We start from the raw sequence: 24,595 nt of genomic DNA on the forward strand, positions 1-24,595 counted from the left end.
CTTCACAGCCGGTAGCGAGTCAAATCGCTGGCTACAAATAATCAGTTCAGAGATTTCTAAACTAACGGCGAAGCGGCTAGACTTCGCCGCCGAGCCTGGACGGCGGCCTTTGCCTCGGCCCGCAGTCCGAAATCCTCGCCCGCAAACCGGAGTCGCCGTGTCCAACGCCTTGCCCGACCTGCGCCTGTTGCGCATCTTCGCCGCGGTGGTGCGCCACCAGGGCTTCGCCGCCGCCCAGCAGGAGTTGAACCTGTCGACCTCGGCGATCAGCACCTACATGAGCCAACTGGAGAACCAGCTCGGCATCGTGCTCTGCCACCGTGGCCGCGGTGGCTTCAGCCTGACCAGCAAGGGCGAGCTGTTCCACCAAGAAACCTTGCGCATCCTCGGCGAACTGGAAGGCTTCGAACGCTACGCGCTGGCGTTGAAGGGCGAGCTGCGCGGCACCCTGAACCTCGGCGTGCTCGATTCCACGGTGAGCGACCCGGCGCTGCCGCTGGCCGAGGTGATCGGCGCCTTCAGCCGCGAACACCCGGCGGTTCACCTGCACCTGCTGGTGCAGAGCCCCTACGAACTGCAACTGAGCGTGCTGGAGAACCGCCAGGACCTGGCTATCGGCGCCTTTTCCAGTCGCATGAACGGACTGGTCTACCAGCCGCTGTACCGCGAACAGCACTGGCTGTACTGCAGCGACCGGCATCCGCTGTTCGACGGGCGGAGAATTCCCGCCGATCTGATCACCCAGCAACGCATGGTCGGCCGCGGCTACTGGAGCCAGGCCGAGCTGGCCCGGCACGGATTCAAGCACAGCGCGGGAACGGTGGAGAGCATGGAGGCGCAACTGATCCTGATCCTTTCCGGCGGCTACATCGGTTACCTGCCGGAGCACTACGCCCACCCGTGGGTCGAGCAGGGGCGCCTGCGCGCCCTGCTGCCGGCGACCTTCGGCTACCAGGCGCCATTCTCCCTGATCCTCCGTCGCGGCCGCTCGCGCGAGCCGCTGATCCAGGCCTTCCGCGACCAGTTGCGGACGCAGATGAGCCTGGCCTGAGCCCTAGAGATCGGCGTTGAGGGTGCGCGAGAACTGCTGCACCGCTTCTACCACCTTGTGCGTGCTCTCGCGGATGCCGAGGATCGCCGCGCCGGCCTCGTTGGCCAGCTCCACGCCGCGCCGCGCCTGTTCCTGGCTGTGCTGCATGTCGTCGATGACGCTGCGGGTGCCGGTCTGGATGCGACCGATCATGTCGGCGATCTCCTTGGTCGACTTGCTGGTGCGTTCCGCCAGTTGCCGCACCTCGTCGGCCACCACGGCGAAGCCGCGACCCTGGTCGCCGGCGCGGGCGGCCTCGATGGCGGCATTGAGGGCGAGCAGGTTGGTCTGCTCGGCGATCTCGCGGATGGTGTTGACGATCGAGGTGATCTGTTGCGAGTGCTGTGACAGTTCGCCGATGTTCAGCGAGGAAGCATCCAGGGTATTCGCGATCTTGAGCATTTCCTCCACCGCGCTCTGGATGATCAGCGCGCCGTGTTCGGCGACCGTGCGGGTCTCGGTGGACAGGGTATGGGCCTGGTGGGCGTTGTCCGCCTCGGCCTGGTAGCGGCGCATGCGGTCGCTGACATCGCTGGCGAACTTGACCACCTTGTAGAGCTTGCCGTCGGCGTCGTAGACCGGGTTGTAGCTGGCTTCCAGCCAGACCGGCTGGCCGTTGCGGTGGACCCGGCGGAACTGCCCGGTGACGTACTCGCCGCGGTTCAGGCGGCGCCAGAGGTCGGCGTACTGCGGGCCGTCGCGGTAGCCCGGTTCGCAGAACTGACGGTGGTTGGCGCTGGCCAGCTCGGCTCGGCCATAGCCCATGGTGGCGAGGAAGTTGTCGTTGGCCGCGAGGACATTGCCGTCGAGGTCGAACTCGATCATCGCCATCGAGCGGGACAGGGCATCCAGCTTGCTCTGCATCTCGTGTTCCTGGTGGACGATGGCATCGATGTCGCTGGCGTACTTGACCACCTTGAGCAGTCGACCCTGCCCGTCGCGTACGGGGTTGTAGGTGGCTTCCAGCCAGAGTGGCCGGCCCTCGCGGGTAATGCGCTTGCAGCGGCCGGAAAAGTGTTCGCCGCGCCGCAGGCGTTCCCAGAAGCGCCGGTAGTCTTCCGATTGCGCGTAGGCGCCGTCGCAAAGCTGGCGATGCGGTTTGCCGAGGATCTCGTCGCGGCGGTAGCCCAGCAGGGTCAGGAAATTCTCATTGGCATCGGTGATGTTGCCGTCGGGGTCGAACTCCACGCGCGCCATGGAGCGGTCCAGCGCTGCCATGTGCAGGCGCTCGGCGGCGAGTTGCTGTTGCAAGTCGGCGTTCATCTGTCGGTACTTGCGAGTGAACATGAGAAACATCCTTGGATAGAGAGGGGCTCATCCCAGTCTTCGGCGCGGACGGACGGGAGTTGAGAGGGCGGGACGATTGTATTTTTTCATCGAACGACAAAAATTCGTCGTTATTCTTAATGGGTGAAGAAAGTTGCTGCCATTCGTCGGAAATATGACGTTTTTGCGAGCGAGAGAATGCCTCTCCGCCTGTGGCACACTGGGCCCCTTCCAGGAGTCGTCCCATGTCACGTATCCGCTGCGAGCGTTGCGCTCGCCCCGCCAGCCACTGCCTCTGCGCATTGATTCCCTCCTTGCCGTCGCGTACGCGGGTGCTGGTCCTGCAGCACCCCAGCGAGGCCGGGCACGCGCTGAATACCGCAGGGTTGGCCGTGCTCGGCTTGCGCAATGCGGAATTGCGGGTCGGCGAGCGTTTCGCCGAGGAGACCTGGCGAGTGCCGGGCTACCGGGCCTGCCTGCTGTTTCCCGGCGAGCAGGCGCGAGCGCTGGCGGGGATGGCCGCCGAGGCCGCCGGCGAGCCCCTCCTGCTGGTGGTGCCGGACGGCACCTGGCGCAAGGCGCGCAAGCTCCTGCACCTGAACCCGGCCCTGGCGGCCCTGCCGCGGGTGAGCCTGGCCGAAGGCACGGCGTCGCGTTATCGCCTGCGCAAGGCGCCGGGAGAGGGCGCGCTGTCGACCATCGAGGCAATCGCCGCGGCGCTCGACGAACTGGAGGCGCCGCGTACCCACGAAGCCCTGCTGAAGCCATTCGATGCCCTGATCGAGGGGCAGATCGCGGCGATGGGGGAGGATACCTACCGGCGCAACCATCTCAACCAGGAGCGCCGCCGCCGATAGCGGTCGAGCAGTTCCGGGATCGCCGTTTCGCGCCAGAACTCTGGGCTGACCATGCCGCTGGACATGCCGCCGTGGGCGTGGCGCGCGAGGTAGATCAGGGCATCGTATTCCAGCGGATGGCCGCTGAGGCGCTCGAAGGTCTCGCCGAGCAGGCGTTCCAGGGCCGCGGCGGAGGCCGGCCAGGGCGCGTCCGCCAGTTGCCCGGCCATTTCCTGCCAGAGGTAGGGGTCGCCACGGCCGCCCCAGCGCGAGGGTTCCCGTTCGAAGAGTTCGGCGATGCGCAGTCTGGCCATGTCGGTCGGTCGTGTCTGTCGAAAGCGAAAAGTATGCCCGATTGGCGGGACCGCATGGGCGGAGTAGACTGCCGCGGTCTTTCCTTCCTTACGAGGTGTTCGTCCGATGCGCACTTGATGCTGCCGTGTCCGCACGGCCGGTTTTCCGTCCCTGGCCCGAGGGCCCGGGGGAATGCATGGCATCAAGGGGGTATCCATGACGAATACGTCGACCCTGACGCTCGATGGCGTCTCTTTCCAGCTGCCGGACGGCAGCCTTCTGTTTTCCGATCTCGACGAAACCTTCGACACCCGGCACACCGGGCTGGTGGGACGCAACGGCGTCGGCAAGTCGCTGCTCGCGCGCCTGCTCGCCGGACACTTGCAGCCGTCCAGCGGCAGCGTCCGGCGCCAGGGGCGCGTGCGCTACCTGGCGCAGCAGCTCGATCCGGCCGAGTATCCGACCGTCGCCGACCTGGCTGGCGTCCGCCCATGGCTGGAGGCGCTGGCGCGGATCGAGGCGGGTAGCCTCGACGCCGCCGACTACGAATGCCTGGGCGAGCGCTGGGACATCCGCCAACGCCTGGCCGACGCCCTGCTCGGCCATCTCCGCGCGGATACCCCGAGCGAACGCCTGAGCGGCGGCGAATGCATGCGCGTAGCGCTGCTCGGCGCATTCCTCGACGACGCCGACTTTCTCATCCTCGACGAACCGAGCAACCCTCTCGACGGGCCGGCACGCGCTTTGCTGCGGGCGCGCCTGGCGGCATGGGACGGCGGCCTGCTGCTGGTCAGCCATGACCGCGAACTGCTGGAGGGCATGCAGCGGATCGTCGAGCTGTCGACCCTCGGCCTGCGCAGCTATGGCGGCGGCTATTCCTTCTACGCGCAGAGCCGGGAGGAGGCGCGCGAGGCCGCCGAACGTCGCCTGGACCAGCGTCGTCTGGAGCGCAAGCGGCAGACCCTGGCCATGCGCGAACAGCAGCAGCGCCAGGAGCGGCGCCAGGCCAGCGGCCGGCGCGAAGGCAAGACGGCGAACCAGGCGAAGATCCTGCTCGGTGGGTTCAGGGAACGTAGCGAGGTCAGCGCCGGCAAGCTGCGCAACGCCCACCAGGCGGAGCGCGAGCGTCTCGACCGCGAGGTGCGCGAGGCTGCCCGGGAGGTCGAGGAGGCGTCGCCGCTGCTGCTCGATTCGCCCGATGCCGAACTGGCGGCACAGCGCCGGATCGTAGAGTTGAAGGGCGCGGTCCTGCCGCATCTGCGCGGGCCGTTGCGCGAAATCGACCTGCTCCTGAGCGGTCCGCGACGGCTGGCACTGGTCGGCCCGAACGGCAGCGGCAAGTCGACCCTGCTGCGGCTGCTGGCCGGGCAACGGGCGCCGCTGGCGGGGACCTGCGCGGTGACGGTGGGCGCCGCCTATCTCGACCAGCGGCTGAGCGTGCTGGACCACGGGCGAGGCGTGCTGGAGCAGTTGCTGGAGGTCAATCGCAGTCGCGGCGAAAGCTGGCTGCGCACGCGCCTGGCGCAACTCGGTTTGCCGGCTGAACGGCTCGCCCAGCCGTGCGCGACGCTGAGCGGAGGCGAACGCCTGAAGGCGGCCCTGGCCCTGGTGCTCTACGCCGACCGGCCGGCGCAGCTGCTACTGCTCGACGAACCGGACAACCACCTCGACCTGGCTGCGCGGCAGGCCCTGGAAAGCATGCTCGGGCAGTACCGTGGGGCCTTGCTGGTGGTGTCCCACGACCCGGTGTTTCTCCGCCACCTGGCGCTGGACGGCGAACTGCGGGCTACTGCCGCGGGTTGGCGCCTGGAGGACCGATGAGCTGGCCATCCGCCGCGACCTGCAGGAGGCTGACTCCGCCGTGGCTGAAACCGATGGCGAGGAGTTTGTCGCTGACTGCCAGGCACAGCGGTATGGCGTCTGCCGTGCGGTAGCGCCAGCGACATTCGCCGCTGGCGAGGTCGCGTACCTCGACCTGACCATCGACCAGCGCCAGTGCGATCCATTGTCCGCCGGGCAACGGCGCGAAGGCGCTGACCTGGGCGGACAGGGTCGCGCCCCAGAGCGTGCCGCGGCTCTCCAGGTCGTAGCAGGTCAGGCGCTGGGTACCGTAGGCGTGATGCGGCGAGTTGTAGACCTTGGCGTTGAGCAGCAGGCGATTGCCCAGCAGGCAGCCGTGCAGGTTGTTGAAGTGCTCCGGGTGGCGCTCCAGGCGTAGCACTTCGCAGGTCTTGAAGGTCTGCGGGTCGAGGCGGAACAGGCCCTTGTCCTGGTGCTGCTCCGGCGGATTGCCGGCCAGGTAGAAGAAGGCTTCGCCACGGTCGATGCGCAGATGGTGGTTGAACAGGTCGTAGTGTCCGAGACGGCGCCTGTGGATGATCCGGCCGGCCGGGTCGAGCACGAGGTCTTCCAGGTCTTTGCCCTCGAGGGCGATCTGGCGGGCGAGAAAACCGCCTTGGGCGGATTGCGCCAGCAGATGGCGGCAGTCGCTCAGGAGCAGCGGTTGTCCCGGTGTCAGCGGCACCTTGAACAGTCGCTGGGCGGCATACCCGAGTTGCAGATTGACCAGCAGGCTGTCGTCCGTGGCGTTATGGAAGACCTGCAGGCACTGGCCCCGTTCGGCCAGTTCGAAGCTGCGCAGGCTGTCGTCGGCCAGATTCCAGAGCTCGAGCCGGGGGTTGGCGCGGGCGATGGCCAGGCGTTGTCCGTCGAGAAAGCACAGGTCCCACACCGGTGGACGATGCAGGAACCGCCGATCTTTGCCCAGGGCGAGGTTTTCCAGGATCGGCAGCGCTGCTTCGCGTTGTGTCGAGGCAGGGTAGAGGGCCCAGTCGAAGGGCAGGCGGGTGCCGGGCAGGTCGTCCAGCACCAGTGGGGCGTCGACCGGAAAGGCTAGCGAATGGCGCTGGCGGAACAACGGTCGGTCCTCCAGGTCGTCGCTGGGGGCGACGGTGAAGGTCAGGCGCCGGCCGTCGTCCTCGAAGTCGCAGGCGAGCACTTCGCGGTTGTCGGCGAGCAGCGATTGGGTCTTGCCGCTCGCGTAGTCCCAGGCCAGCAGACCGCCTTCGAAGAAGGCGCCGCCGTCGTAGCGTCCGCCGCCGATCACCAGTACGGGCCGGCTCGGGTGCCAGGCGATGGCGTTGAGCGGAAAGCCCAGGTCCGGCAGGACGGCGATGCATTCGAGGTCGCCGCCGCGGTACAGGCGCAGGCTCTGTTCGTAGACGTCGAGCTGTCGGCCCGGGTGTTGCCCATGAAAGGCGCTGGCCACCGCAAGGAGCGCGCCGCCGGGAGCCTGGAACACGGCGTAGGGCTCGCCGATGTCGGCGAAGGCGCAAGCGGGCAGCCTGCGGCCGGAAGGAAGCGGGGAGTTGGGCATGGGCGATACCGGGAAAAAGAGTCGGGCGCAGTGTCGTTCATTCGTCGTTTCGGGAAAAGCATGGGAAGAGCGGCTGTTCCGACCGGTCGTTTTCTTCTAGGATGGCGCTCCCTTCCTCCCTCGTCGCCGCCGCTGTGCACCGTCCATGCGTTGATTCGCGCCACGGGCATCCAGGCGACGAACCTCAGCGTGGCGCCCGGCCTGGCGGTCGCGGCTGCCTTTCGTTCTACCTGGAATCTTTCGGATAAAGGAATCCAGCATGCACATTCGCAAGCGCGTCGACGCCGACAACACGGCATTGGTCGACCTGTGGGAACGTTCCGTCCGCGCGACCCACGACTTTCTCAGTGAAGCGGACATCGTCGAGCTTTACCCACAGGTCCGCGACCTGTACCTGCCGGCCGTCGAGGTCTGGGTGCTGGTCGACGACGACGGCGTGGCCCAGGGCTTCATCGGCCTGAACCAGGCGCATGTCGAGATGCTCTTCGTCGAACCCGGGCTGCGCGGCCGGGGTATCGGCCGACGCCTGCTCGATCATGCGCGGGCGACCTGGCCGCGCCTGAGCGTCGATGTCAACGAGCAGAACCCGCAGGCCTGCGGCTTCTATCGACACTATGGGTTCCGCCAGACCGGCCGCTCCGCGACCGACTCGGCGGGGCGGCCGTTCCCGCTGCTGCACATGAGCCTGTAGGAGGACGCGGCACCTCGCCCTGTGGAGCGAGGTGCCGCGCAACATCCGGAAAAGTTTTCCCCGGCCAGATGCTTTCAACTGCAAGCATCCGTTTGAGACAGGTCAAACGTTGCGGCGCAGGCCTGCCCGATAGTTCTGTTCATCAGAACGAGGCGCAGGAATCCCATGAACGGCATCCCACCCCTGTCTTCCCGCGACGCCCATGCCAGCCCGCCGCAACGGGTGCTGGAACGATTGCACAGCTCCGCCGCCGGCCTGGACGCGGACGAAGCCGCCCGCCGCCTGGCGGCGCACGGCTACAACCGATTGCCCGCGCCGAAACGCCAGGGGCCGCTGCTGCGCTTGCTGCGGCAGTTCCACAACGTCCTGCTGTACATGATGCTGTTCGCCTCGCTGGTCACCGCGCTGCTCGGCTTCTGGGTGGACAGTGCGGTAATCCTCCTGGCGGTGGTGGTCAACGCGCTGATCGGTTTCGTCCAGGAGGGCAAGGCGGCCAACGCGCTGGACGCCATCCGCGACATGCTTTCGCTGCATGCCCTGGTCCTGCGCGACGGCCAGCGCCAGGCGCTGGACGCCGAACGCCTGGTACCGGGCGACGTGGTGCTGCTGGCCTCCGGCGACCGGGTGCCGGCCGACCTGCGGCTGTTCGAAACGAAGAACTTCCATGTCGACGAGTCGGCCCTGACCGGCGAGTCGGTGCCGGTGGAGAAGGGCTGCGTCGCGGTGGCCATCGACGCGCTGCTCGGCGACCGCCGTTGCATGGCCTATTCCGGCACCCTGGTGACCAGCGGCCAGGCGCGCGGAGTGGTGGTCGCCACCGCCGGGGATACCGAACTGGGCCGGATCGGTACGCTGTTGCGCGAAGTCCGCACCCTGGCCACTCCGCTGCTGCGACAGATCGCCAGCTTCAGTCGCTGGCTGGCCCTGGCGATCCTGCTGCTGGCCGGCGCCACTTTCGTCCTCGGCACCCTCTGGCAGGGCCAGCCGATGGTGGACATGTTCATGCTGGTGGTGGCGCTGACCGCCTCGGCGATTCCCGAGGGACTGCCGGCGATCATGACGGTGATCCTCGCCCTCGGCGTACAGCGCATGGCCCGGCGCAACGCCATCGTCAGCCGCCTGCCGGCGGTGGAGACGCTGGGTTCGGTGACGGTGATCTGCTCGGACAAGACCGGCACCCTGACCCGCAACGAGATGACCGTGCAGCGTATCGTCACCGCCGACCAGGTAATCGAGGTCAGCGGCGCCGGTTACGCCCCCCTGGGTGGTTTCAGCCACAACGGCGAAGGCCTCGATCCCGCCGGACGCGACGATCTGCAGGAGATCGGTCGCGCGGCGCTGTTGTGCAACGAGGCGCGCCTGCACCAGGAGGGCGAGGCATGGCAACTGGAGGGCGACCCCACCGAAGGCGCGCTGCTCAGCCTCGGCCTCAAGCTGGGCCTCGATCCGCAGGCGCTGGCGGCGGAACGGCCACGCAGCGATGCGATTCCGTTCGAGTCCGAGCATCGCTTCATGGCCACCCTGCACCACGACCACGCGGGCCAGGCGATGGTCTACCTGAAGGGCGCGCCGGAGCGCATCCTCGACATGTGCGAGGCTGAACGGGTGGGCGACTCGGTGCGGCCGTTGGACCCGGACTACTGGCGGCGCCTGGCCACCGACACCGCCGCTCGCGGCCTGCGCCTGCTGGCCATCGCCCGACGGGCGATGCCGGCGGAGCAGCGCACGCTGGATTTCGCCGACGTGGAACATGGCTTCACCCTGCTGGCCCTGGTGGGCATCATCGACCCTCCGCGCGAGGAAGCCGTGGCCGCGGTCGCCGAATGCCAGGCGGCGGGTATCGCGGTGAAGATGATCACCGGCGACCACGTCGACACCGCGCGGGCGATCGGCGCCATGCTCGGGATCGGCATCGACCGGCCGGCGCTGACCGGCGCGGAGATCGAGTTGCTCGACGACCAGCGCCTGCGCGAAGTGCTGCCGGGCGTCGATGTGTTCGCCCGCGCCAGCCCTGAGCACAAGCTGCGCCTGGTGCAGGCCCTGCAGGCCAGCGGCGAGGTGGTGGCGATGACCGGCGACGGGGTCAACGATGCGCCGGCGCTGAAGCGCGCCGACGTCGGCGTAGCGATGGGCAACAAGGGCACCGAGGCGGCCAAGGAGGCGGCCGAGGTGGTCCTCGCCGACGACAATTTCGCCACCATCGCCAATGCCGTGCGCGAGGGAAGGGCGGTCTACGACAACCTGAAGAAATTCATCCTCTTCATGCTGCCGACCAACGGTGGCGAGGCGCTGATCGTGATCGCCGCGATCCTGTTCCAGTTGACCCTGCCGATGACGCCGGCGCAGATCCTCTGGATCAACATGGTCACCTCCAGCACCCTGGGCCTGGCGCTGGCCTTCGATCCGGCCGAGCGCGGCCTGATGCAGCGTCCGCCGCGTCCGCCGGCGGAGCCCCTGTTGTCGCTGTTCTTCGTCTGGCGGGTGCTGCTGGTCTCGCTGCTGATGATGGCGGGCGCCCTGGGCCTGTTCCTCTGGGAGCTGGAGCATGGCACCGGGCTGGAGAGCGCGCGGACCATGGCGGTGAACAGCGTGGTGGTGTGCGAGATGTTCTACCTGCTCAACAGCCGGCATATCTACGATTCGGTGCTCAGCCGCGAGGGCCTGTTCGGCAACCGCCAGGTCTTGCTGGCGATCGCCGCCTGCGTGGTGCTGCAACTGCTCTATACCTACGCGCCGCCGTTGCAGGCGCTGTTCGGCTCGGTCGGCCTGGCCCTGGGCGAGTGGGCGCGGGTGCTGCTGGCCGGGCTTGGCCTGTTCTGCGTCGCCGAACTGGAAAAGTGGCTATGTCGCCGGGTTCGTGCCCGGCAGGCCTGATGCCGCGAGGTCGCCCCTTTGGCCACGGCGCTGTGCCTTTGCGCGTGCGCCGCGCACCGACGACTGCGCCTCGGATCGCCCGGCCGAGAGCGGTCGCACGCGTGGCGATGGGCCGACAGTGAACCCGGGGACCAGGCGTGACTGGGTATTCAGTTCGCATAAAATGTGATCTAGATCACATTTAAACGTTTGCTTACCCTCTAGGACGGGTATCGTACTAGGTGCATCAAACGCCGCGGTCTATTGTTAAGTGGGACTGAAATGTGCCTTTCCGGCACAACGCCAACTCTATAGAGTGGGCTGACTGGACATCTTCAGGGGTCGTCGGGCACGGGCGCATGCGCCTCGGCAGGAAGCCGGGATTCTCGGACTGCCGTACAACGTGCCGGATATCGGGTGCCGAATCCATATTTGGCTGATTGGTTAATAGTTTAAGAAGAACGTAGCGCTATGGCCTTGGTTGACGGTTTTCTTGAGCTGGAACGCTCAAGTGGAAAATTGGAGTGGAGCGCCATCCTGCAGAAGATGGCGAGCGACCTTGGATTCTCGAAGATCCTCTTCGGCCTGTTGCCTAAGGACAGCCAGGACTACGAGAACGCCTTCATCGTCGGCAACTACCCGGCCGCCTGGCGCGAGCATTACGACCGGGCTGGCTACGCGCGGGTCGACCCGACGGTCAGTCACTGTACCCAGAGCGTACTGCCGATTTTCTGGGAACCGTCCATCTACCAGACGCGAAAGCAGCACGAGTTCTTCGAGGAAGCCTCGGCCGCCGGCCTGGTGTATGGGCTGACCATGCCGCTGCATGGTGCTCGCGGCGAACTCGGCGCGCTGAGCCTCAGCGTGGAAGCGGAAAACCGGGCCGAGGCCAACCGTTTCATGGAGTCGGTCCTGCCGACCCTGTGGATGCTCAAGGACTACGCACTGCAGAGCGGTGCCGGACTGGCCTTCGAACATCCGGTCAGCAAACCGGTGGTTCTGACCAGCCGGGAGAAGGAAGTGTTGCAGTGGTGCGCCATCGGCAAGACCAGTTGGGAGATATCGGTTATCTGCAACTGCTCGGAAGCCAATGTGAACTTCCATATGGGAAATATTCGGCGGAAGTTCGGTGTGACCTCCCGCCGCGTAGCGGCCATTATGGCCGTTAATTTGGGTCTTATTACTCTCTGATCTTGCCTCTCAGGTCGGCGAGCTGGCGATCGGTAATTTGCCCTTCTATATAGAAATGCAAAAGCAGATATATAGGGAAGGGCAGGTTCTCGCCATTCTCGAAACGACTGCCGCAGGATTGGCTTATCCCGAAGCGGCTCCAGAAAGTTTCCTGGCTTTCCCGTCGGGCGGTGCGGGTGGCCTTTGCCCGGAAGGCCATGTTTTGGGGCTGTGTTCTCTCGTGTGAAGCCATTGCTCTGATCTTTTCGGACGTTTCTTCGAGCCTAGCAAGGGTCCGGGTTCACCGAAATCTATCTCATTTGCTAGTTATAAAATTATGAAATTTGCATAAATTCTTCAGCTTCCTATTTGGAGGAAGTGAAGATGATCGTACAAATTGGTCGGCGCGAAGAGTTCGATAAAAAACTGCTGGGCGAGATGCACAAGTTGCGTGCTCAAGTGTTCAAGGAGCGCAAAGGCTGGGACGTTAGTGTCATCGACGAGATGGAAATCGATGGTTATGACGCACTCAGTCCTTATTACATGTTGATCCAGGAAGATACTCCTGAAGCCCAGGTTTTCGGTTGCTGGCGAATTCTCGATACCACTGGCCCCTACATGCTGAAGAACACCTTCCCGGAGCTTCTGCACGGCAAGGAAGCGCCTTGCTCGCCGCACATCTGGGAACTCAGCCGTTTCGCCATCAACTCTGGACAGAAAGGCTCGCTGGGCTTTTCCGACTGTACGCTGGAGGCGATGCGCGCGCTGGCCCGCTACAGCCTGCAGAACGACATCCAGACGCTGGTGACGGTAACCACCGTAGGCGTGGAGAAGATGATGATCCGTGCCGGCCTGGACGTATCGCGCTTCGGTCCGCACCTGAAGATCGGCATCGAGCGCGCGGTGGCCTTGCGCATCGAACTCAATGCCAAGACCCAGATCGCGCTTTACGGGGGAGTGCTGGTGGAACAGCGACTGGCGGTTTCATGACGGGGACCTGTCGGCTCGCGCCGGCGCGTTCTCTGTCGGAGAGGGAGCGCCTGGCGTCGATGCCGAATCCGCTGTAAAGCGAGTCCGACCCGCTCCGGACTCGCTATCAGGCATCCCCGGACCAGGGCGCCGGGCTGCCGAACAGGCGTCCCATGGCGCCACGCAAACCCATTTCCCGCAGTACTTCGAGTTCACCGAGGGTTTCCACCTGTTCCGCGATCAACGGTAGATCGATGCTGTGGGTGGTGCGATAGACCGCTTCGATGAACAACCGCTTGTCGCCTTCCCGGTCGACGGCGTGCAGGTAGCAGCCGTCCAGCTTGAGGTAGGCCAGCCCCAGATGGGTAAGGTTGCCGATCAGGCTGAAGCGGCCGCCGAAATGCTGCAGGCCGAGACCGCAGCCCAGTTCGCGCAGGACCTGGCTGAGGCGTTCCAGTTCGGCCGCGGCTGGCAGGTGCCGCTCGTCCAGTTCCAGGGTCAGCTGGCGCGCCTCCTGCGGATGCGCCTTGAGCAGGGCCAGTAGCGGGGCAAACGTCTGCGCATTGCGGACACTGGCGGCCGACAGGCTCAGCGCCAGCGGCCGTGGATGGCGCCGCAGGTGCTCCAGGCTCTGTTCGAGCATCGCCAGGTCCAGGCGCGCGGCCCAGCCGAAACGTTCTATCCAGGGCAGGAAGCGCCCGGCGGCGATGGCCGTGGCCTGCGGGTCGAGCAGACGCGCGAGGACCTTGTGGTGGAGGACGCGCTGGGTGTCCAGGCAGTCCACCACCGGCTGGAAATAGAGCAGCAGGCAGCGCTCCGTCAGGGCCTGGTCGATCCAGTCGTGCCAGTCCTGGCTATCGTTGAGCGCCGCGAGCGCGGTGCCGTCCTGGCTCGCCCAGGGCTGGGCGGGCTGGCTTTCGGCCTGGGCCAGGGCCTGGTCGGCACGGGCCAGGAGATCCGCGGGCGAGTCGCCTTCGGCGAACGCGCTGATACCGAGATAGGCGACCGGCGTGAGATCGCTGGCACCGGTGCGAGCAAGGTTCTCCAGGCCTTCGCAGAGTTCCTCGGCCAGGCGTTCGGCCTGCTCGCGGGAGCAACCGGGAGCCAGCACGGCGAACTCGCCGCCGCGGCTGCGGGCCAGCAGCCAGTCGGTGCGCCCTTGCTGGCCGCAGGAGTCGACCAGCAAGCGGGCGACCGCCTGGATCAATTCATCCGTGCGTTGCCCGCCGAGACGCTGGTTGAGCCCGTTCAGGTCGTTCAGGCGCAGCAGCAGGAGCTGCCCGGCATGCTCGTGCTCGCCGGCACCCAGCTGTTCGTTGAGGCGGGCGTCGAACAGGCGCCGGTTGGGCAGGCCGGTGAGACTGTCCTGGTAGGCCTGGGCGCGTAGCTTGTCGCTACGCGCAGCCTCCTCGGCGAACAGCGTGCGAAGTTTCTCCACCATCTGGTTCATCGCCTGCACCACGCGGCGCAGCTCCGGCGTGCGCGGCAGCCTGGGCAGGCTGAGGAATTCCCGCCGGCTGATGGCATGGGCCTGGCGCACCATCTGGTCGAGCGGGCGCAGTTGGCGGCGCAGCAGCCAGCCGCCAAGCAGCAGGCTCGCCGCGCCGCAGGCCAGCAACCAGTAGAGGCTGCCCAGGGCGCTGTCCCACAGGCGCGCCAGGGCGAATTGCGGATGGCTGACCACCTCGACCCGCGCCGCCTGTTCCCAGCCGCGCATGATCAGCGCGTCGCCACCCTGGGGCTGGAGATCCACCAGGCGTTCGAACCAGCCGGGCACCGTACGCTCGGCATGCGCCTGCACGCGCTCGACCAGCGGCTTGCCGCTCTTGATGTCGATCACCCGGATGCTGGCGAAGTAGCCGCTGTCGAAGATCGAGCTGACCATCAGTTGCACCATCGCCGGGTCGTCCACGTGTGGCGTCAGGGACAGGCCGAGGGCGGTGGCGGCGTCCTGGGCGTGGGAGCGCAACTGGCCGCGCAACTGCTCGCGGGAGTTCTCCACGCTGCTGACGAAGCTGCCGCTGAAGGCGACGACGAGGAACAGGCAGATGGCGAGGAACAATTGCTTGAGCAGTGACATTCAATCCTCCTTGGGTGCGTCGAGGTCGAGGCCTTCGGCGCGCATCTTGGTCAGCAGGTCCTGCCAGCGCGACAGCTTCTTGCTGTCGCCGGTCCGGCGTCCGCCGTCGGCGCCGGGCAGCCAGAGGCCCTCGGCATTGAAGGCGTACACCGGCAACAGGTCGTCACGTTGCGAAGCGGGGCGGATCTCGCCGATCAGGTTGTCCAGCACCAGTGGGTCGGCGCCCGGGCTGGCGTACCAGGTCAGCACCATGTGCGCCTGGTTCAGGCGCAGGGCCTTGACGTAGGTGATGCGCAGCTTGTCGCTGGCGACGCCGAGGCGACGCAGGGTCACGTACTTGGCGATGGCGTAGTCCTCGCAGTCGGCGGCGCCCTTGACCAGCGCCTCGACCGGAGTCGCCCAATAGTCTTCCTGTTGCCAGATCTCGATGTCGTCGGTGAAACGCAGCGACCGGTTGAAGAAGTCGTTGACCGCGCGCAGCTTGGCCGCTTCGTCGAGCGTGCCGCCCTGTTCGAGCAGGCGGCCCCAGTCGCCCAGGCGTGATTTCGCCGCGCCCAGCTCGCCGTAGCGCTGCTCGGCACGGCTCAGTATCGACTCCAGGTCCCACTGCGCCAGCGCCGCGCCGACTGCCAGCAGCAATGTCGCCGCCAGCGACAGCAGCCAGGGGGCGTAGGCCCTGGGGCAGGGCCGGCGGGCGCCGGGGGTTGGGGACATCGAGCGGGCTCCGGAAGGACTCAGCGAAGTCTACGAGAGCGCCGGGCGGCCTGCCAGCGCGGGGTGTCCGGCGAAACTGACAGGATTGTCATTCAGGGGTCAGGGTGGGGTCCCGCTGCGCTGCTTATAAAGAAGAACGAAGTCGGCCGCGCGAGGCCGGCTACTGGGAAAGGTGGACAGATGCAGGCGTTGCGCAGTGGTGGGGGACGGGTCCTGGTGGGCGTGCTGGCGGCGGGCCTGGTCGCCTTCGGCGGTTGGGCATGGCTCGGCGGCGACGCCGGGGCGAAGGCGGCGCCCGCGCCGGCCAGGGTCCCGGTGAACGTGGCGCGGGTGGAGCGGCGCGACGTCGAGCAACAGGTCAGCGGCATCGGCACGGTGACTTCGTTGCACAACGTGGTGATCCGCACCCAGATCGACGGCCAGTTGACCCGCCTGCTGGTGAGCGAAGGGCAGATGGTCGAGGCGGGCGAGTTGCTGGCGACCATCGATGACCGCGCCGTCGTCGCCGCGCTGGAGCAGGCGCAGGCCTCCAGGGCGAGCAACCAGGCCCAGCTGAAATCCGCCGAGCAGGACCTGCAACGCTACCGCAGCCTGTATGCCGAGCGTGCGGTGTCACGCCAACTGCTGGACCAGCAGCAGGCGACGGTCGACCAGTTGCGCGCGACCCTGAAGGCCAACGATGCCACCATCAACGCCGAGCGGGTGCGCCTGTCCTACACCCGGATCACCTCGCCGGTATCCGGCAAGGTCGGTATCCGCAACGTCGATGTCGGCAACCTGGTGCGGGTCGGCGACAGTCTCGGCCTGTTCAGCGTGACCCAGATCGCACCGATCTCCGTAGTCTTCTCCCTGCAACAGGAACAGTTGCCCCAGTTGCAGGCGCTGCTCGGCGGCGAGGCGGCGGTGCGCGCCTACAGCCGCGACGGCGGGAGCGCGCTGGGCGAGGGCCGGTTGCTGACCATCGACAACCAGATCGACAGTTCCACCGGTACCATCCGCGTGCGCGCCTCCTTCGATAACCGCCAGGCCCGGCTCTGGCCCGGGCAGTTCGTCGCGGTGAGCCTGCACACCGGGGTCCGGCGCGACCAGTTGGTGCTGTCGAGCAAGGCGGTGCGCCGCGGCCTGGAGGGTAATTTCGTCTACCGGGTCGCCGCCGACCGGGTCGAGGCGGTGCCGGTGCGGGTGCTCCAGGACATCGACGGCCTCAGTGTGGTGGAAGGCCTGGCCAGCGGTGACCAGGTGGTGGTGGACGGCCACTCGCGGCTGATGCCCGGCGCCCTGGTCGATATCCAGGAGCCGCGCCCGAGCCTGGCCCAGGCCACGGAGCGGCGGCCGTGACGCCGCGCGCCGGGATTTCCGGCTGGTGCGTACGGCACCCGATCGCCACCGCGCTGCTGACCCTGGCCTCGCTGCTGCTGGGGCTGCTGGCGTTCCTCCGGCTCGGTGTGGCGCCGTTGCCGGAGGCGGACTTCCCGACCATCCAGATCAACGCCTTGCTGCCCGGCGGTAGCCCGGAGACCATGGCCTCGTCGGTGGCCACCCCCTTGGAAGTGCAGTTCAGCGCGATTCCCGGGATCACCGAGATGACTTCCAGCAGCGCCCTGGGCACCACCACCCTGACCCTGCAGTTCAGCCTCGACAAGAGCATCGACGTCGCCGCCCAGGAGGTCCAGGCGGCGATCAACGCCGCGGCCGGGCGGCTGCCGGTGGACATGCCGAACCTGCCGACCTGGCGCAAGGTCAACCCGGCGGACAGCCCGATCATGATCCTGCGGGTCAACTCGGAGATGATGCCGCTGATCGAACTCAGCGATTACGCCGAGACCATCCTCGCCCGCCAGCTCAGCCAGGTGAACGGCGTGGGGCAGATCTTCGTGGTCGGCCAGCAGCGCCCGGCGATCCGCATCCAGGCCCAGCCGGAGAAGCTCGCCGCCTACCAGCTGACCCTGGCCGACCTGCGCCAGTCGTTGCAGTCGGCCAGCGTCAACCTGGCCAAGGGCGCGCTCTACGGCGAGGGGCGGGTGTCGACCCTCGCGGCCAACGACCAGTTGTTCAACGCCAGCGACTATGACGACCTGGTGGTCGCCTACCGCCAGGGCGCGCCGGTGTTCCTCAAGGACGTGGCGCGGATCGTCTCGGCGCCCGAGGACGACTACGTGCAGGCCTGGCCGAACGGCGTGCCCGGGGTGGCGCTGGTGATCCTGCGCCAGCCTGGGGCGAACATCGTCGATACCGCCGACGCGATCCAGGCCGCGCTGCCACGCCTGCGCGAGATGCTCCCGGCGACCATCGAGGTAGACGTGCTCAACGACCGCACCCGGACCATCCGCTCGTCGTTGCACGAGGTCGAACTGACCCTGCTGCTGACCATTGGCCTGGTGGTGCTGGTGATGGGCCTGTTCCTCCGCCAGCTGTCGGCGACCCTGATCGTCGCCACGGTGCTGGCGGTGTCCCTGAGCGCCAGCTTCGCGGCGATGTACGTGCTCGGCTTCACCCTCAACAACCTGACCCTGGTGGCGCTGATCATCGCTGTCGGCTTCATCGTCGACGACGCCATCGTGGTCGTGGAGAACATCCACCGACACCTGGAAGCGGGCGCCTCGAAGGTCGAGGCGGCGCTCAAGGGCGCGGCGGAGATCGGCTTTACCGTGATTTCCATCAGCTTCTCGCTGATCGCCGCGTTCATTCCCCTGCTGTTCATGGGCGGGATCGTCGGCCGGCTGTTCCGCGAATTCGCGGTCAGCGTGACGGTGGCGATCCTGATCTCGGTGGTCGCTTCGCTGACCCTGGCGCCGATGCTGGCTTCGCGCTTCATGCCGGCATTGCGGCATGCCGAAGCGCCGAGAAAGGGCTTCGCCGAATGGCTGACCGGCGGCTACGAACGCGGCCTGCGCTGGGCGCTCGGGCACCAGCGGCTGATGCTGGTCGGCTTCGCCTTTACCGTGCTGGTGGCGGTGGCCGGCTACGTCGGGATTCCCAAGGGTTTCTTCCCCTTGCAGGACACCGCCTTCGTCTTCGGCACGAGCCAGGCTGCCGAGGATATCTCCTACGACGACATGGTCGCCAAGCACCGGCAACTGGCCGAGATCATCGCCAGCGACCCGGCGGTGCAGAGCTACAACCATGCGGTGGGCGTCACCGGCGGTAGCCAGAGCCTGGCCAACGGACGTTTCTGGATCGTCCTCAAGGACCGTGGCGAGCGCGATGTCTCGGTCGGCGAGTTCATCGACCGGCTGCGCCCGCAACTGGCCAAGGTGCCGGGAATCATGCTCTACCTGCGCGCGGCGCAGGACATCAACCTCAGTTCCGGACCCTCGCGGACCCAGTACCAGTACGCCCTGCGCAGCAGCGACAGCACCCAGCTGGCGCTCTGGGCGCAACGCCTCACCGAGCGCCTGAAGCAGGTGCCGGGGCTGATGGATGTGTCCAACGACCTGCAGGTCGGCGCCAGCGTCACCGCGCTGGACATCGACCGGGTGGCCGCGGCGCGTTTCGGCCTCAGCGCCGAGGATGTCAGCCAGACCCTCTACGACGCCTTCGGCCAGCGCCAGGTCGGCGAGTACCAGACCGAGGTCAACCAGTACAAGGTGGTCCTCGAACTCGATGCGCGCCAGCGCGGCCGCGCGGAAAGCCTGGACTGGTTCTACCTGCGCTCGCCGCTGAGCGGCGAGATGGTCCCGCTGTCGGCCATCGCCAAGGTCGCGGCGCCGCGCTCCGGGCCGCTGCAGATCAACCACAACGGCATGTTCCCGGCGGTCAACCTGTCCTTCAACCTGGCTGCCGGGGTGTCCCTCGGCGAGGCGGTGCAGGCGGTGCAGCGCGCCCAGGAGGAGATCGGCATGCCCTCGACCATTATCGGCGTGTTCCAGGGCGCGGCGCAGGCCTTCCAGAGCTCGCTGGCCTCGCAACCGCTGCTGATCCTCGCCGCGCTGATCGCGGTGTACATCATCCTCGGCGTGCTCTACGAGAGTTTCGTACATCCGCTGACGATCCTCTCGACCCTGCCCTCGGCGGGGATCGGCGCGGTGTTCCTGCTCTGGGCCTGGGGCCAGGACTTCTCGATCATGGCGCTGATCGGCATCGTGCTGCTGATCGGCATCGTCAAGAAGAACGGCATCCTCATGGTCGACTTCGCCATCGTCGCCCAGCGCGAGCAGGGCATGAGCGCGGAGCAGGCGATCTACCAGGCCTGCCTGACCCGTTTCCGGCCGATCATGATGACCACCCTGGCCGCGCTGCTGGGCGCGATACCCCTGATGATCGGCTTCGGCACCGGTTCCGAGCTGCGCCAGCCTCTGGGCATCGCGGTGGTCGGCGGGCTGCTGGTGAGCCAGGTGCTGACCCTGTTCAGCACGCCGGTGGTATACCTGGCCCTGGAGCGGCTGTTCCACCGGCGCGGGACGACGACCTCGGACGGCGGAACCGCTGGGGCGACGGCGACATGAGGCGTAACGGACGCGGCTTTCCTGGACTGCGGCGAGTGGCTAGGATGCAGGCAGGCATGCGTCCCGCCCGGGATGCGAAGGCGAACAGAGGATCGGGCGATAGATGCGGGTACTGATTGTCGAGGACGAGGCGAAGACGGCGGACTACCTGAACCGTGGCCTCAGCGAACAGGGGTTCACCGTGGACCTGGCGGACAACGGCATCGACGGTCGCCACCTGGCGCTCCATGGCGAGTACGACGTGATCGTGCTCGACGTGATGCTGCCGGGCGTCGACGGCTACGGCGTTCTGCGGGCGTTGCGCGAGCGGCGGCAGACCCCGGTGATCATGCTCACCGCGCGCGAGCGCGTGGAAGACCGGGTGCGCGGGCTGCGCGAGGGCGCCGACGACTACCTGATCAAGCCGTTCTCCTTCCTCGAACTGGTCGCCCGCCTGCAGGCCCTGACCCGGCGCGGCGGCAACCATGAAAGCCATTCGCAGATGCGCATCGCCGACCTGTCCATCGACCTGCTCAGCCGCAAGGTCTTCCGTGGCAACACCCGTCTGGAGCTGACTGCCAAGGAGTACGCGCTGCTCTGCGTGCTGGCCCAGCGCAGCGGCGAGATCCTGTCGAAGACGGCGATCGCCGAACTGGTCTGGGACATCAACTTCGATACCGACACCAATGTCGTGGAGGTGGCGATCAAGCGCCTGCGCGCCAAGCTCGACGGTCCGTTCGAGAACAAGCTGCTGCATACCATCCGGGGCATGGGCTACGTCCTGGAGAACCGTGCGCTGGCGGAGTCGGGCTGAGGTGGGCATGTCCTTGTCGACCCGCCTGGCGGGAATGTTCGCCGGCGCCGCGGTGGTGATCTTCGCCCTCATCGGCACCATGCTCTATTGCATCCTCGACCGCCAGACCGAGCGCCTGCAGCAGGGCGAGGTGGACGTGCGCTTCAACATGGTCTCGCGGATGCTCGACCATCCCGACCTGGCCGAGCGCTGGCCGCACCTGCAGGGCAAGCTGGACAACCTGAGCCAGGAGTACGAGCTGATCCGTTTCTGGATCGACAGCGACGACCCGCGCTATCACTACGGGCGCTTCAGCGAACCGGTGCAGCGGCTGATCGCCGATGGCGCCGGCCGCTACGAACTGGAGTTGCCGGAGCACCGGTACGCGCTGACTGCGCGGGTCGGCGTGTTGCCGGCGCGCGAGGGGCGGCCGCGGCTGACCTACGTCACCGCCATCGATAGCGCGGCGTTCCATGAGGCGCGGACCTCCACCCTGAAATGGCTGCTCGGCCTGTCCGCCCTCGGTGTGCTGCTGGCCTCGTTGCTTGGCCACTGGATCGCCCGCCTGGGCCTGTGGCCGGTGCATCGGCTGTCCGAGGAGGCCCGGCGGATCAGCCCGCGGCAGTTGTCGCAGCGCTTGCAGCTCTCGCCGCTGCCGGCCGAGCTGCGCGAGCTGGTGGGAGCGTTCAACGGCGCCCTGGACCGCCTGGAGCAGGCCTACGTGCGCCTGGAGTCGTTCAATGCCGACGTCGCCCACGAGCTGCGCACGCCATTGACCAACCTGATCGGCCAGACCCAGGTGGCGTTGTCCCGCGAACGCAGCGGCGAACATTACGAAGAGGTCCTGCAATCCAACCTGGAGGAGCTGGAGCGGCTGCGGGCGATCGTCAACGACATGCTGTTCCTCGCCCGCGCCGACCAGGGACGCCTGGCCTGCGAGCGCGAGGAAACCTCGCTGGCCGGCGAGATCGCCACCACGGTGGATTTCCTCGAGGTGATCTTCGACGAGGCCGGGGTCGGCATCGAGGTGCGTGGCGAGGCTCGCGCGCTGGTCGAGCGCGCCCTGTTCCAGCGGGCGGTGACCAACCTGCTGTACAACGCCGCCCAGCACACCGCCGCCGGCGGCACGCTGCGGGTCGGCGTCGAGCGGCGCGGCGACGAAGTGCGGGTGGCGGTGAGCAACCCCGGCGTGCCGATCGCCGACGAGCACCGCAGGCACCTGTTCGAACGCTTCTATCGGGTCGACGCGGCGCGCAGCAACAGCGAGGCCAACCACGGCCTCGGCCTGTCCATCGTCAAGGCGGTGGCGAGCATGCACGGCGGTTCGGTGTTCGTCGACAGCGCGGACGGCTGGAACACCTTCGGCTTCACCGTGCTGAGCCCCGAGCGGCGCGGGTCCGGCGACCGCTTGCCGCTGGGCGAGGGCGATCCGGCGCTGTCCTGAGCGGGCCATCAGGCGTCGTGCGGCGGGCGGGTCTTCTGGCGGAGGATATAGATGCTGACCAGTACCGCGCTGGTCAGCATGAAGCCCTGGGCCCAGGGGCGTCGGACCAGGTAGCAGGAAAGGGCGATGCTGGCCCACATCAGGCCGATGGCGTAGACCTTGCCCTTGAGCGGGATGCCTTCGCCGTCGAGATAGTCGCGGATCCACGGGCCGAGCCGTGGATGGCCGACCAGCCAGTGGTAGAAGCGCGGCGAGCTGCGCATGAAGCAGGCCGCCGCGAGGAGCAGGAAAGGCGTGGTCGGCAGCACCGGCAGGAAGATGCCGATCACGCCCAGGGCTACGCTTAGGAAACCCACGGCCTGGAGGCTATAGCGCACCCAGGCGCGAGCGCTCGGGCGAATTTCCCGCTGCGCCACCGCGGCGCTCCTTAGTGCGTGCGCGGCTTGAGCAGGGCGGGCTTTTCTTCCGGCGCCTGGCAGAGCAGGAACAGGTTGGTCAGCAGGTCGGGAATCTGCGCGACCATGTCGTCCACCAGGTGGCGGTCGCGGGCGATCTCGTCGAACTCGGGCTGCTCGTCGAACAGGCCGGAGCCGACCATGATAGGCAGCAGCAGCTCGCTGACTTCCTCCTCGGCCTGCTCGAACCAGACTTCCTCGCGAAGGAACACGCCTTCCATGAAGCCGATGCACCAGCCGCGCAGGTCGGAGTCGTCCGGCTCGTCGCCGAGGTCGAGGTCGCAGGGCAGCTCGAGGTCTTCGTCGCTGGCCAGCACGCGGGTGATGTGCGCCTTGAGCTGCTCGAGGGAAGTCTCGATCTCCTGGCGCTCCTCATCGCTGCGGTAGTGCGGCGGTTCGGCGAACAGGGCGTCGATCCACTCCCGCTCCGGCACCTGCTCCGGGCAGATGGAGAGGGCGGTCAGGTAGCCGTGGGTCGCCACGTAGTCCAGCGCTTCTTCGTGCAGGTCATCGGCATCGAGGAAGGCTTGCAGACGGGACAGTTTTTCGGCGAAGGACATCAGGGTACTACCTCGGGAGGGATGCGGCTCTGGATTGTAGTCCAGACGGGACCTGCGGGCAAAGCGAGCGTGCCTGCTGCGGCGCCCTGGCGAGCGTTTCGCGGACGCTCTCGGCGAAGTTGGCCCGGACCTTGCTCCATCCCTTGCGCAAGCCACGATGCAATCCCTTCGCAAATGGAGAATTCCCATGGCCGTCGCCCCTGGTGTGTTGTTGCCGCCGACGCCTGATGTAAAGCCCAAGGCCGCTGCGCCGAAGAGCCAGCAGAAAACGCCTGAGCCCAGTAACGACAAGACTTCCAGCTTCTCCGACATGTATGCCAAGGAGACCGCGAAGAAGCCCGCCGAGCGCGCTGACGGTCCCGCGAAGGGTTCGCGGGACAAGCCACGGGACGCCGGCAAGGACGCCGTCGAAGCGCAGCCGACGGATGCCGCCAGGCAGCCGGCCGTTGCCGAAGACGGCAAGCCTTTGCCGGCCGACGGCCAGGCCAAGGCCGACGGCGAAGATAAAGTCGAAACGCCGGTCGATCCGCTGCAATTGCTCGGCCTCGGCGGTGCCGTACCGTTGCTCGACGAGAATACCCAGGCGACTTTGCTGCCACCGGCCGTGCCGACGGCCAGCAGTGCTCCGGCCAGCCTTACCGAAGCCAGCAGCGACCCGACCCTGGTCAAGCTCAACGGCGTGCCGGCGGTGAACATGGCCCTGGAGCAGGGCGCCCAGGACGCCGCGCAGACGGCGAAAGGCGGGCCGGCGAAGAGCGCCGATCCCCGCCAGGCGAACCTCGGCGATGCCCTTGCCGGCCTGACCTCGGATTCCTTGACCAAGGCCGTCGACGGCAAGGCGCTCGAGGCCCAGTTGCAGCAGACCGCCGAGCCGGCCGTCGCCAGCGCCGCCTCCGAGAGCCTGCTGGAGAGCAAGGCGGAACCCCGCGGTGAACCTTTCGCGGCCAAGCTCAACGGGCTGACTCAGGCCATGGCGCAACAGGCCCTGACCAACCGTCCGGTGAACGGCACGGTGCCCGGCCAGCCGGTGGCGATGCAGCAGAACGGCTGGAGCGAGGCGGTGGTGGACCGGGTGATGTGGATGTCCAGCCAGAACCTGAAGTCGGCGGAGATCCAGCTCGACCCCGCCGAGCTGGGACGCCTGGACGTGCGCATCCACATGACCGCCGACCAGACCCAGGTGACCTTCGCCAGTCCCAACGCCGGCGTTCGCGACGCCCTGGAAAGCCAGATGCACCGGCTGCGCGACATGTTCAGCCAGCAGGGCATGAACCAGCTCGACGTGAACGTCTCCGATCAGTCGCTGGCGCGGGGCTGGCAGGGCCAGCAGCAGGGCGAGGGCGGATCGGCGCGCGGACGCGGCTTGGCCGGCGAGGCCTCGGGCGATGAGGAAACCCTCGCCGGATTCAGCGAGATCCGCAGCCGGCCGGGTGCGTCGGCGGCGCGCGGTCTGGTCGACTACTACGCCTGAGGCGAACGACTGCATTTCCCCTTTGGGCCTCCTGCGGGAGGCCTTTCTTTTTCCGGAGCGGGCAATTTCGCAAAAGACGGGGATGATTTCCTGTGGCCAGGCTGTAATA

General features: G+C 67.1%; 20 protein-coding genes. 12 read left to right on the forward strand and 8 right to left on the reverse strand.

What is annotated here, in order from left to right:
• Positions 1 to 157: 157 nt before the first annotated feature.
• Positions 158 to 1,051 carry a LysR family transcriptional regulator gene (locus HMPREF1224_RS37810; protein ID WP_003082969.1) on the forward strand — a complete coding sequence of 298 codons (894 nt, stop codon included), beginning with the start codon at positions 158 to 160 and terminating at the stop codon, positions 1,049 to 1,051.
• A 3-nt stretch (positions 1,052 to 1,054) separates the two neighbouring features.
• Here HMPREF1224_RS37810 and bdlA read toward each other — a convergent pair whose 3' ends face one another.
• Positions 1,055 to 2,308: a biofilm dispersion protein BdlA gene (bdlA, locus tag HMPREF1224_RS37815; RefSeq protein ID WP_003082971.1), complete on the reverse strand. Its 1,254-nt coding sequence runs from the start codon at positions 2,306 to 2,308 to the stop codon at positions 1,055 to 1,057.
• Between the two features lie 293 nt (positions 2,309 to 2,601).
• Here bdlA and HMPREF1224_RS37820 point away from each other — a divergent pair, with 293 nt between their 5' ends.
• Positions 2,602 to 3,213, forward strand: coding sequence for a tRNA-uridine aminocarboxypropyltransferase (locus tag HMPREF1224_RS37820; protein ID WP_010793981.1), 612 nt, complete (start codon positions 2,602 to 2,604; stop codon positions 3,211 to 3,213).
• Here HMPREF1224_RS37820 and HMPREF1224_RS37825 read toward each other — a convergent pair.
• The gene (locus HMPREF1224_RS37825; protein ID WP_003087031.1) at positions 3,171 to 3,506 is read right to left on the reverse strand and encodes a hypothetical protein; all 336 of its coding nucleotides are present in this window, start codon (positions 3,504 to 3,506) and stop codon (positions 3,171 to 3,173) included. The two genes, HMPREF1224_RS37820 and HMPREF1224_RS37825, sit on opposite strands and share 43 nt — an antisense overlap.
• A 196-nt stretch (positions 3,507 to 3,702) precedes the next feature.
• Here HMPREF1224_RS37825 and HMPREF1224_RS37830 point away from each other — a divergent pair, with 196 nt between their 5' ends.
• On the forward strand, positions 3,703 to 5,307 hold the full coding sequence (locus HMPREF1224_RS37830) for an ATP-binding cassette domain-containing protein (protein WP_074198720.1): 1,605 nt from the start codon (positions 3,703 to 3,705) through the stop codon (positions 5,305 to 5,307).
• On the opposite strand, the gene HMPREF1224_RS37835 is transcribed toward HMPREF1224_RS37830, so the two are convergent.
• Positions 5,273 to 6,862, reverse strand: coding sequence for a hypothetical protein (locus tag HMPREF1224_RS37835; RefSeq protein ID WP_010793983.1), 1,590 nt, complete (start codon positions 6,860 to 6,862; stop codon positions 5,273 to 5,275). The genes HMPREF1224_RS37830 and HMPREF1224_RS37835 overlap by 35 nt on opposite strands.
• Before the next feature lie 259 nt (positions 6,863 to 7,121).
• Here HMPREF1224_RS37835 and HMPREF1224_RS37840 point away from each other — a divergent pair, with 259 nt between their 5' ends.
• The 3 genes from HMPREF1224_RS37840 (at position 7,122) to lasR (ending at position 11,597) form a co-directional block, all read left to right on the forward strand.
• Positions 7,122 to 7,553 carry an acetyltransferase gene (locus tag HMPREF1224_RS37840; protein WP_003082981.1) on the forward strand — a complete coding sequence of 144 codons (432 nt, stop codon included), beginning with the start codon at positions 7,122 to 7,124 and terminating at the stop codon, positions 7,551 to 7,553.
• A gap of 165 nt (positions 7,554 to 7,718) precedes the next feature.
• Entirely contained in the window at positions 7,719 to 10,427 is a 2,709-nt protein-coding gene (locus tag HMPREF1224_RS37845) for a cation-transporting P-type ATPase (RefSeq protein WP_010793984.1), read from the forward strand.
• A gap of 450 nt (positions 10,428 to 10,877) precedes the next feature.
• A complete protein-coding gene (gene lasR, locus HMPREF1224_RS37850; protein ID WP_003082999.1) occupies positions 10,878 to 11,597 on the forward strand; it encodes a transcriptional regulator LasR in 720 nt (239 codons plus the stop codon).
• On the opposite strand, the gene rsaL is transcribed toward lasR, so the two are convergent.
• The gene (gene rsaL / locus HMPREF1224_RS46010; RefSeq protein WP_003083010.1) at positions 11,587 to 11,829 is read right to left on the reverse strand and encodes a quorum-sensing transcriptional regulator RsaL; all 243 of its coding nucleotides are present in this window, start codon (positions 11,827 to 11,829) and stop codon (positions 11,587 to 11,589) included. The two genes, lasR and rsaL, sit on opposite strands and share 11 nt — an antisense overlap.
• A gap of 131 nt (positions 11,830 to 11,960) precedes the next feature.
• On the opposite strand from rsaL, the gene lasI reads away from it, so the two are divergent.
• Positions 11,961 to 12,566, forward strand: a complete 606-nt coding sequence (lasI, locus tag HMPREF1224_RS37860; RefSeq protein WP_003083017.1) for an acyl-homoserine-lactone synthase LasI — start codon at positions 11,961 to 11,963, stop codon at positions 12,564 to 12,566.
• A 106-nt stretch (positions 12,567 to 12,672) separates the two neighbouring features.
• Here the strand turns inward: lasI and lapD are convergent, their stop codons facing one another.
• Together lapD and lapG are read right to left on the reverse strand one after the other, a co-directional pair.
• Entirely contained in the window at positions 12,673 to 14,625 is a 1,953-nt protein-coding gene (lapD, locus tag HMPREF1224_RS37865; RefSeq protein WP_010793985.1) for a cyclic di-GMP receptor LapD, read from the reverse strand.
• Positions 14,626 to 15,339 carry a cysteine protease LapG gene (gene lapG, locus HMPREF1224_RS37870; RefSeq protein ID WP_003083022.1) on the reverse strand — a complete coding sequence of 238 codons (714 nt, stop codon included), beginning with the start codon at positions 15,337 to 15,339 and terminating at the stop codon, positions 14,626 to 14,628.
• 180 nt (positions 15,340 to 15,519) lie between these two features.
• On the opposite strand from lapG, the gene mexM reads away from it, so the two are divergent.
• From mexM to HMPREF1224_RS37890, 4 genes are all read left to right on the forward strand, one after another.
• On the forward strand, positions 15,520 to 16,677 hold the full coding sequence (gene mexM / locus HMPREF1224_RS37875) for a multidrug efflux RND transporter periplasmic adaptor subunit MexM (protein WP_003140285.1): 1,158 nt from the start codon (positions 15,520 to 15,522) through the stop codon (positions 16,675 to 16,677).
• Entirely contained in the window at positions 16,674 to 19,784 is a 3,111-nt protein-coding gene (gene mexN, locus HMPREF1224_RS37880; RefSeq protein WP_003147398.1) for a multidrug efflux RND transporter permease subunit MexN, read from the forward strand. Before mexM ends, mexN begins: the two co-directional genes overlap by 4 nt.
• Positions 19,785 to 19,887: 103 nt before the next feature.
• A complete protein-coding gene (locus HMPREF1224_RS37885; RefSeq protein WP_003083028.1) occupies positions 19,888 to 20,577 on the forward strand; it encodes a heavy metal response regulator transcription factor in 690 nt (229 codons plus the stop codon).
• Positions 20,555 to 22,000 (forward strand): sensor histidine kinase, encoded by a 1,446-nt coding sequence (locus tag HMPREF1224_RS37890; RefSeq protein WP_003122945.1) that lies wholly within the window; start codon positions 20,555 to 20,557, stop codon positions 21,998 to 22,000. The genes HMPREF1224_RS37885 and HMPREF1224_RS37890 overlap by 23 nt, the downstream gene beginning before the upstream one ends.
• A gap of 8 nt (positions 22,001 to 22,008) precedes the next feature.
• Here HMPREF1224_RS37890 and HMPREF1224_RS37895 read toward each other — a convergent pair whose 3' ends face one another.
• A complete protein-coding gene (locus tag HMPREF1224_RS37895; RefSeq protein ID WP_003087079.1) occupies positions 22,009 to 22,416 on the reverse strand; it encodes a YbaN family protein in 408 nt (135 codons plus the stop codon).
• 11 nt (positions 22,417 to 22,427) lie between these two features.
• Positions 22,428 to 23,015, reverse strand: coding sequence for a UPF0149 family protein (locus HMPREF1224_RS37900; RefSeq protein ID WP_003083037.1), 588 nt, complete (start codon positions 23,013 to 23,015; stop codon positions 22,428 to 22,430).
• 187 nt (positions 23,016 to 23,202) lie between these two features.
• On the opposite strand from HMPREF1224_RS37900, the gene HMPREF1224_RS37905 reads away from it, so the two are divergent.
• Positions 23,203 to 24,486: a flagellar hook-length control protein FliK gene (locus HMPREF1224_RS37905; RefSeq protein ID WP_010793986.1), complete on the forward strand. Its 1,284-nt coding sequence runs from the start codon at positions 23,203 to 23,205 to the stop codon at positions 24,484 to 24,486.
• The last annotated feature ends 109 nt before the right edge of the window (positions 24,487 to 24,595 follow it).

It is taken from the genome of Pseudomonas sp. P179 (assembly GCF_000478485.2).
Taxonomy (GTDB): Bacteria; Pseudomonadota; Gammaproteobacteria; order Pseudomonadales; family Pseudomonadaceae; genus Pseudomonas; species Pseudomonas aeruginosa.

Coding starts and splice junctions, on each gene's coding strand:
- HMPREF1224_RS37835 (WP_010793983.1), bottom strand. CDS start 6,862: ATGCCCAACTCCCCGCTTCCTTCCGGCCGCAGGCTGCCCGCTTGCGCC.
- lasI (WP_003083017.1), top strand. CDS start 11,961: ATGATCGTACAAATTGGTCGGCGCGAAGAGTTCGATAAAAAACTGCTG.
- HMPREF1224_RS37820 (WP_010793981.1), top strand. CDS start 2,602: ATGTCACGTATCCGCTGCGAGCGTTGCGCTCGCCCCGCCAGCCACTGC.
- lapG (WP_003083022.1), bottom strand. CDS start 15,339: ATGTCCCCAACCCCCGGCGCCCGCCGGCCCTGCCCCAGGGCCTACGCC.
- HMPREF1224_RS37885 (WP_003083028.1), top strand. CDS start 19,888: ATGCGGGTACTGATTGTCGAGGACGAGGCGAAGACGGCGGACTACCTG.
- bdlA (WP_003082971.1), bottom strand. CDS start 2,308: ATGGCAGCGCTGGACCGCTCCATGGCGCGCGTGGAGTTCGACCCCGAC.
- lasR (WP_003082999.1), top strand. CDS start 10,878: ATGGCCTTGGTTGACGGTTTTCTTGAGCTGGAACGCTCAAGTGGAAAA.
- HMPREF1224_RS37825 (WP_003087031.1), bottom strand. CDS start 3,506: ATGGCCAGACTGCGCATCGCCGAACTCTTCGAACGGGAACCCTCGCGC.
- lapD (WP_010793985.1), bottom strand. CDS start 14,625: ATGTCACTGCTCAAGCAATTGTTCCTCGCCATCTGCCTGTTCCTCGTC.
- HMPREF1224_RS37840 (WP_003082981.1), top strand. CDS start 7,122: ATGCACATTCGCAAGCGCGTCGACGCCGACAACACGGCATTGGTCGAC.
- mexM (WP_003140285.1), top strand. CDS start 15,520: ATGCAGGCGTTGCGCAGTGGTGGGGGACGGGTCCTGGTGGGCGTGCTG.
- HMPREF1224_RS37830 (WP_074198720.1), top strand. CDS start 3,703: ATGACGAATACGTCGACCCTGACGCTCGATGGCGTCTCTTTCCAGCTG.
- HMPREF1224_RS37905 (WP_010793986.1), top strand. CDS start 23,203: ATGGCCGTCGCCCCTGGTGTGTTGTTGCCGCCGACGCCTGATGTAAAG.
- HMPREF1224_RS37900 (WP_003083037.1), bottom strand. CDS start 23,015: ATGTCCTTCGCCGAAAAACTGTCCCGTCTGCAAGCCTTCCTCGATGCC.
- HMPREF1224_RS37845 (WP_010793984.1), top strand. CDS start 7,719: ATGAACGGCATCCCACCCCTGTCTTCCCGCGACGCCCATGCCAGCCCG.
- rsaL (WP_003083010.1), bottom strand. CDS start 11,829: ATGGCTTCACACGAGAGAACACAGCCCCAAAACATGGCCTTCCGGGCA.